This window comes from Rhizobium zaerense, from assembly GCF_051810725.1.
Taxonomy (GTDB): domain Bacteria; phylum Pseudomonadota; class Alphaproteobacteria; order Rhizobiales; family Rhizobiaceae; genus Rhizobium; species Rhizobium leguminosarum_I.
The window spans coordinates 212,874-229,128 of the sequence record NZ_JBPWQY020000002.1 but is presented as its reverse complement, the minus strand read 5'-3'; the positions used below and the strand labels follow the sequence as shown (position 1 = coordinate 229,128).

The 16,255-nt window shown below is 62.4% G+C and carries 8 protein-coding genes and 1 pseudogene; 7 read left to right on the top strand and 2 right to left on the bottom strand.

Annotation, left to right across the window (positions count from 1 at the left end; all coding sequences use genetic code 11):
- The 7 genes and pseudogenes from ACS4RR_RS25455 to ACS4RR_RS25425 all read left to right on the top strand — a co-directional run bounded on the left by ACS4RR_RS25455 (position 1) and on the right by ACS4RR_RS25425 (position 13,597).
- Entirely contained in the window at positions 1-4,938 is a 4,938-nt protein-coding gene (locus ACS4RR_RS25455) for a DUF4082 domain-containing protein (protein WP_456190183.1), read from the top strand.
- A gap of 22 nt (positions 4,939-4,960) precedes the next feature.
- On the top strand, positions 4,961-6,181 hold the full coding sequence (locus tag ACS4RR_RS25450; protein ID WP_456190182.1) for a GTP-binding protein: 1,221 nt from the start codon (positions 4,961-4,963) through the stop codon (positions 6,179-6,181).
- A gap of 67 nt (positions 6,182-6,248) precedes the next feature.
- Complete coding sequence (locus ACS4RR_RS25445) at positions 6,249-6,557, top strand: hypothetical protein (RefSeq protein ID WP_018067994.1); 309 nt, start codon at positions 6,249-6,251, stop codon at positions 6,555-6,557.
- 42 nt (positions 6,558-6,599) lie between these two features.
- Positions 6,600-8,744 carry a peptidase domain-containing ABC transporter gene (locus tag ACS4RR_RS25440; protein WP_018067995.1) on the top strand — a complete coding sequence of 715 codons (2,145 nt, stop codon included), beginning with the start codon at positions 6,600-6,602 and terminating at the stop codon, positions 8,742-8,744.
- Positions 8,741-10,177 (top strand): annotated as a pseudogene (locus ACS4RR_RS25435) (HlyD family type I secretion periplasmic adaptor subunit). Before ACS4RR_RS25440 ends, ACS4RR_RS25435 begins: the two are co-directional and overlap by 4 nt.
- 196 nt (positions 10,178-10,373) lie before the next feature.
- Entirely contained in the window at positions 10,374-11,579 is a 1,206-nt protein-coding gene (gene lhgD, locus ACS4RR_RS25430; RefSeq protein WP_456190181.1) for an L-2-hydroxyglutarate dehydrogenase, read from the top strand.
- Positions 11,580-11,794: 215 nt separating this feature from the next.
- Complete coding sequence (locus tag ACS4RR_RS25425) at positions 11,795-13,597, top strand: adenine deaminase (protein ID WP_260111780.1); 1,803 nt, start codon at positions 11,795-11,797, stop codon at positions 13,595-13,597.
- A 79-nt stretch (positions 13,598-13,676) separates the two neighbouring features.
- On the opposite strand, the gene ACS4RR_RS25420 is transcribed toward ACS4RR_RS25425, so the two are convergent.
- Positions 13,677-14,882, bottom strand: coding sequence for an MFS transporter (locus ACS4RR_RS25420; protein WP_456190180.1), 1,206 nt, complete (start codon positions 14,880-14,882; stop codon positions 13,677-13,679).
- A 340-nt stretch (positions 14,883-15,222) separates the two neighbouring features.
- The gene (locus ACS4RR_RS25415; protein ID WP_222386080.1) at positions 15,223-16,152 is read right to left on the bottom strand and encodes a TauD/TfdA dioxygenase family protein; all 930 of its coding nucleotides are present in this window, start codon (positions 16,150-16,152) and stop codon (positions 15,223-15,225) included.
- Positions 16,153-16,255: the final 103 nt, after the last annotated feature.

Below are 16,255 nucleotides of genomic sequence, written 5' to 3'. Positions count from 1 at the left end.
GTGCTTGGTCCAGATCCGTCCGAGGAGGCTGCGACACTGCCTGCCGCTCCCACGCTTACGGGTGTTACCAGCGACGCCGATGCCGGCAGCGCCAAGACGGCGGCGGCGGCCAGCTCTTCCAGCAGTCTCGATACGGCTTCGTTGCGCCTTCAGCCATCGATAGCATCGATCTCGCTGGAGCCGAGCCAGGACGGCTCGGCTGAGACGGCTGCGGCCCCGACGGCGCTGACGGCACCGGTGACGGCGGTTACGGCTGCGGCGACGCCCAACAAGATCGCGGTCGAGAATATGAAGCAGGGCAACCCGATCAGCGAGTGGGGTCTGCAGGGCGACGGCGGCGGCACCATCCAGGGCTTCGCTACCGAAATCAGCACCAATATAGGCCAGACGGTCGATTTCAAGATCGCCACGGATTCCACCCATTACCGCATCGATATCTACCGTATGGGCTATTATGGCGGGGCCGGCGCGCGCAAGGTCGACTCGATTGAGAAATCGCTGACCACGGCGCAGATCCAGCCGCATCCGATCGTCGACATGTCGCTCGGTCTCATCGATTGCGGCAATTGGTCGGTGTCGGCCAGCTGGCAGATCCCTGCTGACGCCGTCTCGGGCGTCTATTTCGCCAAGCTGGTGCGCGAAGACGGCACCGAGGATGCAAGCATCGTCCCCTTCGTCGTGCGCGACGACGCCTCGACCAGCAATATCGTCTTCCAGACGTCGGATACGACCTGGCAGGCCTATAATGCCTGGGGCGGCGCCAGCCTCTATTACGGCGAAGTGCCGGTCGATCCCGCAAACATGATCGGCTACCTGCCGCCAAACTGCAGCTGCGGCCTGCAGGCCATCGGCCGGGCCTCGGCGGTCAGCTATAACCGCCCGATCATCACCAATACGAGCCCGGTCGGCGGTTCGCACGATTACATCTTCGGCGTCGAATCCTCCGCCATCTCGTGGCTGGAGCAGAACGGCTACGACGTTTCCTATATTTCCGGAGTCGATGCGACGCGCAGCGGCGCGCTGCTGCTCAACCACGATGCCTATCTCTCCGTCGGCCATGACGAATACTGGTCAGCCGAACAGCGCGCCAATGTCGAGGCGGCGCGCGATGCCGGCGTCAACCTCGCCTTCTGGAGCGGCAACGAGTGCTACTGGAAGGTGCGCTGGGAAAGCAGCATCGACGGCAGCGGCCAGGCCTACCGCACTATGGTCTGCTACAAGGAGACCTGGGGCACGAGCACGGACCCGAGCAATGTCGGCACCGGCACATGGCGCGATCCGCGTTATGCCGATCCGGGCCAGCAGCCGGAAAATGCGCTGACGGGCACGATGTTCCAGGTGGACAGCTACCGCCAGGACACGATCTCCATCCCCTACGACTATTCGCAACTGCGCTTCTGGCGCAACACGGATGTCTCGCAGACCCAGGAGGGCGGCACCTACAATCTGGTGCAGAACTTGCTCGGCTACGAATGGGATTCCGATGTCGAGAACGGCTTCCGCCCGGATGGTCTCATCGACCTATCGCTCTCCTCGATCTCGGTCGATACCTATCTGCGCGATTACGGAGCAACGATTGGTTCGGCCGCCGCCACCCATAGTCTCACCATGTATCGGGCCGAAAGCGGCGCGCTCGTCTTCGGCGCCGGCACCGTCTTCTGGTCCTGGGGCCTGAGCGACAACCATCTTGGCCCCGCGACCTCAACCGATCGCAACGTGCAGCAGGCGATGGTCAACATGTTCGCGGACATGGGTATCCAGCCGAACACGCTCGATGCCAGCCTGATCCTCGCGACCAAATCGACCGACATACTGAAGCCGACCTCGTCGATCACATCGCCAATCATTGGAGCAAGCTTCTTCGAAGGCCAGCACGTGACGATCACGGGTACGGCGCAGGATTTCGGCGGCGGCATCATTGCCGGCGTGGAAGTCTCGACCGATGGCGGCCAGCACTGGTTCAAGGCCACCGGCCGCGAGAGCTGGAGCTATAACTGGGTTGTCCAGGCGAGCGGAACCTACACGATCACGTCACGGGCCGTCGACGACAGCGTCAATATGGAGGCGCCATCAACGGGCAAGCAGGTGACCGTCACCCTGCCGGGCACAACAGGCCTCTGGACGCTGGCGGAAAAGCCGGCGACCGAAGTGGCGATCGATCGCGATCCGGTCGAGCTCGGCCTGCGCTTCCAGGCGACCACCGCAGGCTCCGTGGAGGGCATCCGCTTCTACAAGGGCTTCTATAACATCGGCGACCATGTCGTCAGCCTCTGGAAGGCCGACGGAACGTTGCTGGCGACCGGCGTGTCGGTCGGCGAGTCGCTCTCCGGCTGGCAGACGGTGATGTTCTCCAGCCCGATCCAGATCGCGGCGGGCACGACCTATGTGGCCTCCTATCACAGCAGCGGTTTCTACTCGGTGACGAACAATTATTTCACCGGCGGCACCTATGCCAGCGGCGCGGTAAAGGCTGTCGATGGCGGCGGTGTCTTCGCCTACGGCACCGCTGCCGGGACGTTCCCCGGCCAAAGCCCCGGCACCGGCACCAATTACTGGGTCGACGTGGTCTTCGATGCCGGCCTGAACAGCGCCCCCGTTGCGACCGATGATACGGGGCTAACGATCACCAGCAACGATACCGTCGTCATCTCGATCGCCTCGCTTGTCGGAAACGATACGGACCCCAATGGCGACGCGCTGACGATTTCGGCCGTCGGCAATGCCGTCAACGGTACGGTGAGCCTGAATAGGCAAAACGGCACCGTCATCTTCACGCCGACCCACAACTATTCGGGGCCGGCAAGCTTCACCTATACGCTGTCGGACGGGCGCGGCGGCACGGATCAGGGCAGCGTCAGCCTCACCGTAAATCCGGGTCCCGCCGGGGAAACGCTTTTTACATCGAGCGAAGGGCCGACGGGCGCAAGCTTCAACGACGGCCAGTCGATGGAACTCGGCATAAAGTTCGTCGCTTCGTCCGGCGGCATGATTACAGGTATCCGCTACTACAAGGCGGCCGGCGATACCGGCGCCCATACCGGCTCCCTGTGGACGGCCGACGGCACTCTAGTCGCGACCGTCAGCTTCGCCGACAGCGGATCGGTGAACGGCTGGCAGACTGCGACATTCACCAACCCGGTGCATATCGCGGCCGGCACGACCTATGTCGCCTCCTACCACACGACAGGCTCTTATGCGGCGACGGGAAACTATTTCACGACAGCCCATACCAACGGCGCGCTGACGGCGCTGGCCGGCAGCAATGGCGTGTACGCGGTCGGGGGCTCAACATTCCCGACCTCCAGTTACCAGTCGTCGAACTACTGGGTGGATGTCGTCTACAATCAATCGACGGGCAACGCGGTGCCGGTCGCTGCCAATGACAACGGCTACACGACCTATTCCAACACCGCACTGTCGATTGCCGCAGCCAGCCTGCTTGCAAACGACACCGATGCCGATGGCGACCCGCTCAGCATCACCGGCGTCAACGGTGCGATCAACGGAACGGTGACCTTCAACAGCCAGACCAAGTCTATCACCTTCACACCAACGGCGGGTTATACGGGTGCGGCAAGCTTCTCCTATTCGATCTCGGATGGGTACGGCGGAACCGCCTCGGCCACGGTCAGCCTCACTGTCGGCACGCCGGGAGGCACGACGTCGAGCCTGTTCACCGGCCCCGACACCGCGGGCGTTACCGCGGCCAATGACGCCAACTCGGTCGAACTCGGCGTCAAGTTCATCGCTTCCGCCAGCGGCCAGATCACCGGGCTCACCTATTACAGGAGCGCCCAGGATACCGGCACTCATGTCGGCTCGCTCTGGACGGCGAGCGGCCAGGTTCTGGCTCAGGCGACCTTCATCAACGAGTCGGCGAGCGGCTGGCAGACGGTTTCCTTCACCCAGCCTATCAATGTTACGGCCGGCGCCACCTATGTGGCGAGCTACCATTCGAGCGGCTTCTATTCCGCGACGGCGAACTACTTCACGACGGATCATACGAGCGGGGCGCTGACAGCGCCGGCAAGTTCTCTCAGCGGCGGCAACGGCGTCTACGCTTATGGCACCGGCAGCCTCTTCCCAACCGCCTCCTACAATGCCACGAATTACTGGGTGGATGTCCTCTATCAGCAGGGCGTCGCGCAGAATACGGTTCCCGTTGCGGCGAATGACAGCGGCTTCTCGACCAACACAGGCACGCCGATCACCATTCAGGCCTCGGCGCTGCTTTCGAACGATAGCGATGGCGATGGCGATTCGCTTACGATCACTGGCGTCAGCGGTGCGGTCAACGGCTCGGTCACCTACGATGCCCAGACCCAAATGGTGACCTTCACGCCGACGGCAGGCTATTCGGGACCGGCGAGCTTCAGCTACGCAATTGCAGACGGCAAGGGCGGCGCGGCGTCGGCGCAGGTGGCACTCACGATCAATGGCGGCCAGACGGCAGGGCCGGAGCAGAATCTCTTTGCTGCCGATGCGACCCCTTCAATCGCCTCCGTCAACGACAACCAGCCGGTCAATCTCGGCATGAAATTCCAGGCCGATACGGCAGGCTGGGTCACCGGCATCCGCTTCTACAAGGGGACAGACAATATAGGCCCGCACAACGGCTATCTCTGGACCGCCTCGGGCACATTGCTCGGCGGTGTCAGCTTCAGCAACGAAACGGCAAGCGGCTGGCAGACCGCAACGCTCACCCAGCAGGTCGCGGTCGCCGCGGATACGACCTATGTCGTTTCCTACAGCACCAACGGCAATTATTCGGCGACCGGCAATTACTTCAGCACCGATGTGACGAACGGCGACCTGACGGCGCTCAGCGGCACCAACGGCGTCTATGCCTATGGGTCGAGCGGCTTGTTCCCAAGTGCCAGCTATAACAGCACAAACTACTATGTGGACGTAGCATTCAGACCGCAGCTCGCGGCGTAAAATAAGCGAGCGGGGAGTACCGATGATGAGTGCAGACAACAGACTTCCGGTGACGGTCCTTGCCGGTTTTCTTGGCGCCGGCAAGACGACGATCCTCAACCATATCCTGCGCAATCGCGAGGGGCGCCGGGTCGCCGTCATCGTCAACGACATGAGCGAGGTGAATATCGATGCCGATCTCGTGCGCGACGGGGGAGCGAACCTGTCACGGACGGATGAGACGTTGGTGGAGCTCACCAATGGCTGCATCTGCTGCACATTGCGCGACGATCTCCTGAGCGAAGTGCGCCGCCTCGCCGCCGCCGGCCGTTTCGACTATCTGCTGATCGAGGGCACCGGGATCGCCGAACCGCTGCCGGTCGCAGCGACCTTCTCCTTCCGCGACGAGAGCGGGGCAGCCCTTTGCGACGTCGCGCGGCTCGACACGATGGTTTCCGTCGTCGATGCGGTCAATCTTCTGGCCGATTATGCGAGCGCGGAGTTCCTGAGGGATCGCGGCGAGAGCCGGGACGGAGACGACGAGCGCAAGCTGGTGGAACTGCTCGTCGAGCAGATCGAATTTGCCGATGTCTTGGTCATCAACAAGGTGCAGGATGTGCCGCCTGCAGCGCTTGCCGAGGTTCGCCGCATCGTTGCCGCACTCAACCCCGATGCCCGCGTCATCGAGACCGGTTTCGGCCGGCTGAAGCTCGATGCCATCCTGAATACCGGCCTCTTCAGCGAAGCGAGAGCTGCCCGCCATCCGCTGTGGCACAAGGAACTCTTCGGTTGGGGCGACCATGTGCCGGAGACGGAAGAATTCGGCATTTCGAGCTTCGTCTACCGCAGCCGCCGGCCGTTCGATCCCTCCAGGCTGCGGGATTTTCTCGACAGGAAATGGTCGGGCCTCATCCGCGCGAAAGGCCATTTCTGGCTGGCGACAAGGCCCGACGAGATCGGCCTGCTGTCGATTACCGGGACGCAGTGCCGCATCGACACCAAGGGCTTCTGGTGGGCATCCGTGCCGAAGGCGCAATGGCCGCGTTATCCGCAGTTCCACCAGCTCATGAACCGGCATTGGGATGAGGTCTGGGGCGACCGCCGCCAGGAACTCGTTTTCATCGGCGCCGACTTCGACGAAGACGCAATCCGCACCGCGCTCAACGACTGCCTGACCGGTGAGGAGACGGGCTTCGATCCGCAGACCGCCGCCGGGCTTCGGGACCCGTTCCCGGCCTGGCAGCACGCACATTCAAATAGTTAGGGCATCCTAATGGACGTAAGACGCCCTGAGATGAAGACGTTTTGATTATCAACCGGAGGAGAGAACAATGAGCAACGAACTTTACGCAGATGGCATCGGCGAAATCACCATCACGGGAACCATTGTGCGGATCGACCTGATGTCGCTCTCGGCAACCGATCGTGACGCCAACAACAATCCGAAGCCGGTTTTCCGCCAGCGCATCATCATGCCGGTCGATGCCTTCGCCAATGCGGTCGATCTCATGCAGAAGGCGCTTGGCGGGTTGGTGGAGGCGGGTGCGGTCCGTCGCATCGGCGATATGTCGACTGCGGCGGCTGCCGATATCCAGTCGGTGCAGGCCGGCGCTTCGAACGCCTCGCCGAACTTCAACTGATAAACAAATATTGCCTCGGTCTCGTACTGTTTCGGGTGGGCCATGAGTGGTTTTCTGCATACCAATCTGCACTGTCTTGCGCTGGTCGCGCGTCATCACGGCGTCGATCTTGCTCCTGAACGATTGCAGCACGATTATGCCGTCGGCAACGATCCTGTTGCCGTGCGGCAGTTGCTGCGCATGGCCAAGGATGCCGGCCTTAGGGCAAGGCATCTGACGCTCGACTGGCGATCCCTGTTCCAACTTGGCGAGGCATTCCCGGTGCTCGCCGAGCTGACGAACGGCAACTGGGTGGTCATCGCCGGCGCTATCGGGAGCGGGGAGGATGAGAGAATCCGCGTTCTCGACCCGCTGGCATCACGCGCCGAAGTGATGATGCTCAGCGAAGAGCAGTTCACCAAGGCCTGGCTCGGATCGGTGATCCTGCTGAAGCGCAACTATCGCATGTCCGATGAGGACCGGCCCTTCGGCTTCCGCTGGTTCGTCCCCGAGATCATCAAGCAGCGCAGCTTCTTCCGCGACGTCGCGCTCGCCGCCTTCGTGCTCTACGGGCTGGGGCTGACGACGCCGATCTTCTTTCAGCTCGTCATCGACAAGGTGCTGGTGCATCAGAGCTATGCGACGCTGACGGTTCTGACGGTGGGCATTGCGATCGCGCTCGTCTTCGACGCGACCTTCACCTTCCTGCGCCGCTATCTGCTGCTCTATGCAACGAACAGGATCGACATCCGTGTCGCGACCCGCACCTTCGGCCATCTGCTCAACCTGCCGATCGCGCTCTTCGAGCAGGCCTCGGCCGGCGTTCTCGTCAAGCATATGCAGCAGACGGGGCGCATCCGCGAATTCCTGACCGGCCGGCTGTTTCTCACACTGTTGGACGGCGTTTCGCTCCTGGTCTTCGTGCCGATCCTTCTTCTCTACAGCGTCAAGCTGACGCTTGTCGTGCTCGGTTTTGCCGCCCTCGTCGGGCTCGTGGTGATGATGCTCGTCGGGCCGTTCCAGCGCCGGTTGCAGGCGCTCTATCAGGCCGAAGGCGACCGGCAGGCATTGCTGGTGGAAACCGTGCACGGCATGCGCACCGTCAAATCTCTGGCGCTGGAGCCGCGCCAGCGCAAGGTGTGGGACGATTATTCGGCCCAGTCGATCTCCGTGCGTTTCCGGGTCGACAAGATCTCGACCATCGCCCAGGCGATGACCGGACTGCTGGAGAAGCTGATGAGCGTCGCGATCATCGGCCTCGGCGCGCTCGATGTCTTCAGCGGCGCGATGACGATCGGCGCGCTGGTTGCCTTCAACATGCTCGCCGGCCGGGTCTCGGGACCACTGGTGCAGATCGTCACCATGGTGCACGAATATCAGGAAGTCGCGCTCTCCGTACGCATGCTCGGCGAGATCATGAATCAGCGGCCGGAGCAGGCGGGCCGCGGGCGAGGTGTTCGGCCGCATCTGCAGGGTCGCATCGAATTCGACAGGGTCACCTTCCGCTACGGCCCGGATAGCGCGCCGGCGCTCGACAATGTCTCCTTCGCCATTCCGACGGGCTGCCTCTTCGGCGTGGTCGGCAAGAGCGGCTCGGGCAAGACGACGATCACAAGGCTCATCCAGGGCCTCTATCAGAGCCAGGAAGGCCTCGTGCGCATGGATGGTTATGACAGCCGCGAGATCGACCTCGTGCATCTGAGAACGAGCATCGGCGTCGTGCTGCAGGATAGTTTCCTGTTTCGCGGCTCGGTGCGCGAGAATATTGCCGCCGCCAAGCCCGATGCCAGCATCGAGGAGATCATGGAAGTTGCCCGTATCGCCGGCGCCGAGGAGTTCATCGAGCGCCTACCGCGTGGCTTTGACACGATGCTGGAGGAAAACGCCTCCAACCTGTCAGGCGGCCAGAAGCAGCGGCTTGCCATTGCCCGCGCGCTGATCACCGATCCGAAGCTGTTGATCTTCGACGAGGCGACGAGCGCGCTCGACCCCGACAGTGAGGCGATCATCCGCGAGAATCTGAGCCGCATCGCCGCCGGCCGCACCGTCATCATCGTCTCGCACCGGCTTTCGACGCTCGTCGATGCCGATGCCATTCTCGTCATCGATCGTGGCAAGGTCGCCGATATCGGCCGGCACGATCAGCTTGTATCGCGCTGCATGACCTATCGCCACCTGTGGTCCCAGCAGATGAGGCAGGTCGCATGAACGCGCACACCAGAAAACCCAGCGAGAACCTGCCGGTCCCTTCAGGCAACGGCCCTTCAGACAAGGCGCCCTCAGGCAAAGGAAGGGAACTGACCGCCGCCCCGCCGCTGCCGCCGGCAATTGCGGAGTTCCAATCCGATGCGGTCGAGCTCGAGGAACGCGCGCCACCTAGAGTTGCGCGCATGACGCTCTATTGCGTGACGGCGCTGATTGCTTCGGCGATCACCTGGGCCTCGGTCTCGTCGATCGACGAGGTGGTGATCGCGCCCGGCAAGCTCGTCACCACCCAGCCGACCATCGTCGTCCAGCCGCTCGAAACCTCGATCATCCGCACGATCGAGGTGAAGGCCGGCGAAGTGGTGCATGCCGGCCAGACGCTCGCGACCCTCGACGCTACTTTCAGCCAGGCCGATGTCGACCAGCAGCAGGCGAAATTCTCCGCGCTCGACGCCCAGGTGCGGCGCATCGAGGCCGAGCTTGCCGGCAACGATTACACGGGGCGGGAGATACGCCCGACCAGATGCTGCAGGCGCAGCTCTTCGGCCAGCGACGGGCCTTCTACACGGCGCAGCTGCAGAATTTCGAGCAGCAGATAGCCGGCCAGTCGGCCGCTCTTCTGGCGAGCAAGAACCAGGAGGCCGTGCTCAACGACAGGCGTGATGGGCTGTCGCAGATCGAGGCAGCGCGGGAGCGGCTCTATAACAAGCAGAGCGGCTCGCTGATCACGCTGCTCGGCTCGCGCGACGCCCGCCTCGACGTCGAGTCCGATCTGACGGCCGTTCGCGGCCGGGCCGACGAGGCCGCGCACGCCTATGCCAAGCTGACGGCCGACCGGCAGGCCTTCATCGAGGATTTCCGCCGGGCGGCGATGGAGCAACTGGTGGAACTGCGCGGCCAGCGTGACATGGCGGACGAGGAACTGAAGAAGATGGCGCTGCGCCGCAACATGGTCGCGCTGACGGCGCCGGCCGATTCCGTCGTGCTCGACCTGGCGCAGCGCTCGGTCGGCTCGGTGGTGCGGGAGGCGGAGCCGGTGGTCACACTCGTGCCCATCAACGTGCCGCTGGAAGCGGAAGTCTCGATCAACACGCGCGATATCGGCCGGGTGGCCGTCGGCAAGGAAGCCCGTATCAAGCTCGATGCCTATCCGTTCCAGAAATACGGAACCGCGACAGGCGAGGTGAGGACCATCAGCCAGGACACCTTCCTCACGGGCCAGCAGGAGGACAGCCCCGACCAACCAGCCGGCCGCTCCCTTCTTCAAGGCGCGGATCCTGCTCGCCGATACCCGGCTGAATGCCACAGATGTGCCGGTGCGGCTGCTTCCCGGCATGACTGTGACCACGGAAATCAAGGTCGGCAACCGTACGGTGATCTCCTATTTCCTGTATCCGCTGCTGCGTGGCCTCGACAACGCAATACGCGAACCGTAGGACGTGATAGATCAGTTTGCCCCGAACGAGATCCCGAGCGAGGTTCAAGGCAGATATTTCGCGTCCCATAGCTGAGGCCCGCCCGCATGTTCGTGAAAAGCGGATTTGCCCGGATTTCGGCGGCTCGCACTCAACGAACCGTCGATCTTTCGCTCAGCGGCAAGCCGTCGTTCGGCGTTAACTTCGATCGATTGGAATGAGTGTCGCAATGATTCACGACGTCTGCATCATAGGCGGCGGCATAGTTGGCCTTGCTACCGCCATGGCCGTTCTGGAAAAGCGCCCCGGCGCAAGCGTCGTTCTCCTTGAAAAGGAGCCTGGCTTGGCCGTCCACCAGACGGGGCATAACAGCGGCGTCATCCACGCGGGAATATACTATGCGCCAGGCAGCTTGAAAGCGCGCCTCTGTCGGGAGGGGGCCGATGCCATCAAGGCGTTCTGCAGGGAGAAAGCTGTACCCTATGAACAATGCGGAAAGCTGGTGGTTGCCACTAACGAGTTCGAACACCGCCGCCTGAAGGACCTGGCCGAACGGGCAAGGATCAACAGCATCGATATAGAATGGCTTGATCGGAATACGCTGAAACAGCGGGAGCCCATGGTCGAAGGCGTCGCGGCAATTTGCGTTCGGGCGACGGGTATCGTCGACTACAAGGCTGTGTGCGTCGCCATGGGCGCTCATCTGGCCGCTCAGGGCGTGGAACTCGAATTGAATACGCAGGTTTCCGCGATCCGCGAAACCTCGGATCTCGTGGAGATTGTAGCGGGTGAGCGCCGATGGCGGGCCAGACAGCTGATCGCCTGCGCCGGCCTGCAATCCGACCGCATCGCCAAACTTGCGGGCCTCAAGATCGATCATCAGATCATACCGTTCAGGGGCGAATATTTCCGTCTGCCGCCGTCGCGGAATGGACTGGTCAGGCACCTGATCTATCCGGTGCCCGATCCGTCGCTTCCGTTCCTCGGCATTCATGTCACCAAGATGATTGACGGCAGCCTTACCGTCGGACCCAATGCGGTTCTGGGAATGGCGCGCGAGGGGTATCCGAAATTCAGCATAAACATCCGGGATCTCAGCGAGTGTCTCTCGTTTCCAGGCCTATGGCGGCTTCTCTGGAATAACGCAGGGGGTGCCGTGAACGAATTCAAGGACTCGCTGTGGCGGAAAAACTACCTGGAAGCGTGCCGCAAATACTGCCCGTCGCTGACACTCGAAGACCTTCAGCCGATGGAAGCGGGCATCCGGGCCCAGGCCGTGATGCGGGACGGGCGCCTGGAGCATGATTTCCTGTTCCTAAGGACGGGTCGCATGCTGCACGTCTGCAATGCGCCGTCGCCAGCGGCCACGTCGTCGATCCCGATCGGCCGGGATATTGCCGACAGGTGCTTTTCCGCCGGCTGAACGAAGTCGTGAGGGAAACCGCATTACGTTCAAGACAAGATTTCTCGAAGCCGGAATGAACGATGTCGGTCAGGGTGCCCTGAGCGGTAGGGCATCCCTGTCTGTTGCCTCGTTCGGTAGGCCTACGCCAGAGACAAGAACTATTGGTGCTTCCTTCCCTCGACGGCGTTCCTTACAATCTTGCCTGTTCTCCCCGCCCTGGAAATGAGGTTTTCATGAGCACGCTTACCCGCTTCTCCGTTCAGCCGCTCTCGACCATGACCCGCCGTCTTGCGGATGTCGCCTCCGCGCGTCGCCAACCCGACCTGGTCATCCAGGGCGCACGCGTCTTGTCCACTTATTCGGAGCGCTTTCTCGACGGACGGGAAATCTGGATTTCGGGGGGCCGCATTGCGGCCGTCAAGCCGGCCGGCAGCTACAGGGGTGCGAGCGCTAAACTCTACGACGCCAAGGGCGGCATCATCGCGCCCGGTCTGGTCGATCCGCATATCCATATCGAATCCTCGATGGTGACGGCCTGCGCCTATGCCGAAGCGGCGCTCCTCAACGGCACGACGACGATCTTTTGCGACAGCCACGAGATCGGCAACGTGATGGACGTCGCCGGCGTCGAGGCCATGCTCGAGGATGCACGGCAGGCGCCGCTGTCAATCTTCCTAACCGTACCGAGCACCGTGCCGGCGACGACGCCGGATTTGGAGACAGCCGGCGGCGACCTGACGCCGGACAAGATCGCCGCCCTGTTCGACAAATGGCCGGAAGCCGTGGCTCTCGGTGAGAAGATGGATTTCGTCCCCGTTGCGATGGGCGACGAGCGCAGCCATGCGATCCTGGCTGCGGCGCTCGAGCGCGGCAGGCCGGTATCGGGCCACGTCTACGGACGAGAGTTCGTTGGCGCCTATGCCGCATCCGGCGTTACCGACACGCACGAAGCCATAGACCGCGACATTGCCGACGACCTGCTGGAAGCCGGCGTGTGGATCTTCCTGCGCGGCGGCCCGCCGACGACACCCTGGCATTCGCTGCCGCAAGCGATCAAGACGATCACCGAGCTCGGCGCTTCCCACAAGCGCGTTGCCGTCTGCACCGACGACCGTGATGCGGAAGATCTGCTCGCCTTCGGCCTGGACTGGGTGACTCGCGAAGCCGTGAAATACGGCATGAGACCGGAACAGGCCTGGGCGATGGGTTCGCTGCACGGCGCAACGCGGTTCGGCATGGAAGGCGAAATCGGCGGTCTGGGCGGCGGACGCCGCGCCGACCTGGTGCTTCTCAGCGACGACCTTACGCCGGTCAGCACCTGGTATGGCGGCGAACTCGTCGTCGACGGCAAGAAGATCACGCCGATCCTCGACGAAGCCCTGTCGAAACCGTACCGCTATCCGGATGCCGCCTACCACACGGTCAAACTGCCAAAGAACCTCAAACTGACACCGGACCTGCCGACGGAGACGGTCATCGCTCATACGATCAAGACGGAGCTGCCTGGCATCACCCTCGGCCATGTCACCGTCACGCTGGAGCCGGCCAATGACTGGAAGACGCATTTCGACAAGCACGATCTCTGCTTCGTGACGGTGGTGGAGCGTCACGGCAAGTCTGCCGGCAATGTCGCCCACGGGCTGCTAAACGGCTTCGGCCTCAGACAAGGCGCGGTCGCATCGTCGGTCGGCCACGACAGCCACAACATCATCGTCGCCGGCACCAATGCAGCGGACATGCAGGTGGCGCTCGACGCGATCGAAGAAAAACAGGGCGGCGTCTGTGTCGTCATGGACGGCAAGGTGACGGCGATGGTGCCACTGCCGATCGCCGGGCTTTTGTCCGACAAGCGCGTGCACCAGGTCGCCGACGAGGTAAGGGCCTTGAAGCTCGAATGGGAAAAGGCAGGCTGCACCATCGCCTATATGGGCTTCAATCTCATCCCGCTCTCGGTCATCCCGGAAATCCGGATAACCGACAAGGGCCTAGTGCTGGTGCCGGAAATGGTCATCTCGCCGCTCTTCGAAAAGGCCTGATCGGCAAAAAACAGCCGGCGCGTTCGGCGAGGATGCCAACATATAATAGCGTTTGCGCCAAAGGCAGCATCGGCAGCCGTTACTCGGCCTGCACCCTTTGATCCTTCGGCAGCAAAATCGTCAGCGCCGCCGCGACGGCGGCCGTAACTGCAACGGCAAGATAGATGCCGCCGAAACTCTGGGTCGTTGTCTTGATCACGCCGCCAAAGAAGTTCCCCGTCGTGCCGCCGATGCCTTGGAAGACGGTGCAGATGCCTAAGACGGTCACCGCGAGGCGGGGCGTGGCGCGATGTGAGACGTAGGCCGGCAGCAGGCCATAGATCGGATAAAAGCCCAGCGAAAAGAAGATGCCTGACAGGATCGAGAGTTCCATCGAGGGATCGAGGACGACGAGGGCGCCGGCGGCGAGGAAGCTTGAGTAACAGGCGAGCATGGCATAGCGTGATCCGAGGCGTGAGGATATTGTGCCAATGGCGAAGCCTGCGCCGATCCCCACGGCCCCGATCATTGCCCAGAGCCACGAGGCAAAGCCGACGGAATAGCCGAGTTCCTCGCGCAGGAAAGGCGACAGATAGGTGAGATAGGGATAGGGCATCAGGCCGTTGATGAAGCCGAGCGCGAAGATCAGCACCACCCATGGCATGATGGAGCGCATGCTTGCGGAAGCGCCGGCAGTTGACGCGAGCGTTTCGTGACTTGCCCCGCTGTCGAAGAGGCCGGCCCGCCCGAAGAGGATGTGGGTGACAACGGCCAGTGTGATCGTGGCGGCGCCTGTGAGGTGCCAGACCATCTGCCAGTGACCGCTTCCGGCATATGCCGCCACGAGTGCGCTGTTGATGAGGACGCCAAAGGCCGGGGCGCTGGAGATCAGGCTCATGGCAAAGCCGCGTTGTTCTGCTCTCACCACCCGCGAGGCGAGGTTAATCATCGGCACGAAGGTCGATGCGCCCGTCGCGCCGGCGACCATCAGCAGGCCGGCAACAACGTAGAGATTGTCGATGATGGGAATGCCCGACAGGCAAAGCCCACAGAGCGACACGGACGCCACTACCGTCCGTGCGGCACCGATGCGATGGACGAGCCAGGTAGCGAGCACGGCGAATGCCACCGTGGAAAACTGGACCAAGCCGGTGACAGTGCCGACGAACGCATAGTCGAAGGCAAGATCTTTCCGCATGTCGGGGATGATCTGGGGAAACAGGCTGAGGCCGAAGCCGTAACACGTGGCGACGCAGGCGATCATGACGGCGACGAGAACGTTACCCGGGAGACGCACGCTAGTCATGATGATCGGCCTCTGTTGGCAATCGCGGTCACGCATGTTCGACACGATGATCATCTAGCATGTGCAGCCGGCGGACTGTCGGGACTGCGACGCCAGCTGCCAATATTGCCGGCACTCGAGCAGCACGTCGTCAAGCCGGCGACGTGTGAGAGTTATTGTCCCAAATTGTGAATGGATGGCAACAGCTGAGCCATGCTGCATCGCCGCGCTGGGCGATGCAGCGGGTCGCGAATGGGGCGCCGTCAGGCAGTTGGCGATGCCTGGATGACTGTCGGTGGCGCAAGCGGCGGCAAGCACCGCGCGATATAAAATTGCAAGGGCGCCCCCTGTCCGGCCGCGCTCACGCGGCCTTTGCCTTCGGTTTGGCGGCCTTGACGTGGGTTATGCTGTGGCGGCCATCGACGCTGACGGGGACGTCGCCGTCAACGGTGGCGCGGCGCACGACCCGGTGCTGGTCGCCGTAGTCGTTGACAGCATAGTGCTGGGTCGCGCGATTATCCCAGATCGCCACATCCCCGGCTCTCCAGCGCCAGCGCACGGTATTTTCCGGGGCGGTAACGTAGGACTGGAACACCTCGTAGAGTTTCGCGGAGTCGCTTTTCGACAAGCCGACCAGGCGCTGAACGAAATTGCCGAGCAGCAGCGATCTTTCGCCGGTTTCGGGATGGACACGCACGACTGGATGCTCGGTCTCGTAGATAGTCGAAGTGAAAACGTCCTCGAAATGCTTCTTCTCTTCAGCGGTGGCACGAGGGCGCACGGCTGCGTAGTCATAGGCATTGCTGTGAATGGCCCATAAATTGTCCGCCAGCAATTTGAGCGGTGCTGGCAGACTTTCGTATGCGGCATGGGTGTTGGACCAGATCGTATCACCCCCAGCTTCCGGAATGACGACGCCGCGAAGGACCGAGAATTTGGGATAGGCATCCACGAAGGTGACATCTGTGTGCCATTGGTCCGCCCTGCCGCCGCCGCGGCTGGAATCGAGATTGAGGATGGACGCCGTGCCGTTCACCGGACCCTGGGTTGGATGAGGCACAAGGTCGCCCAGGCGGCGTGCGAATAATTCCTGTTGGGCATCGTCGAGATGTTCCTGGTCGCGGAAGAAGACGACTTTGTGTTTCAGGAGAAGCTGGTTGATGGCCGCCACCGTTGCGTCCGAAAGGTCTCCGCCGAGGCGGACGCCCCTGATTTCGGCGCCGACGCGGCCAGTCAGCAGCACGACATCGGACTCGGGAATGATCTGATTGACGAGAACTGGATTGCTCATGGAAATCTCCTGGTTGATCTTGGAAGAAGACGGCAAGTCACATGGGCCCAGCGAAGCATCCGCTGGGCGTTCGAAAATCTCATTGTCAAATTCGACAGGGCTA

Excerpts from the sequence above, each read along its gene's own strand:
- ACS4RR_RS25440 (WP_018067995.1), top strand. The coding sequence starts at position 6,600 with ATGAGTGGTTTTCTGCATACCAATCTGCACTGTCTTGCGCTGGTCGCG.
- ACS4RR_RS25420 (WP_456190180.1), bottom strand. The coding sequence starts at position 14,882 with ATGACTAGCGTGCGTCTCCCGGGTAACGTTCTCGTCGCCGTCATGATC.
- ACS4RR_RS25445 (WP_018067994.1), top strand. The coding sequence starts at position 6,249 with ATGAGCAACGAACTTTACGCAGATGGCATCGGCGAAATCACCATCACG.
- lhgD (WP_456190181.1), top strand. The coding sequence starts at position 10,374 with ATGAGTGTCGCAATGATTCACGACGTCTGCATCATAGGCGGCGGCATA.
- ACS4RR_RS25415 (WP_222386080.1), bottom strand. The coding sequence starts at position 16,152 with ATGAGCAATCCAGTTCTCGTCAATCAGATCATTCCCGAGTCCGATGTC.
- ACS4RR_RS25425 (WP_260111780.1), top strand. The coding sequence starts at position 11,795 with ATGAGCACGCTTACCCGCTTCTCCGTTCAGCCGCTCTCGACCATGACC.
- ACS4RR_RS25450 (WP_456190182.1), top strand. The coding sequence starts at position 4,961 with ATGATGAGTGCAGACAACAGACTTCCGGTGACGGTCCTTGCCGGTTTT.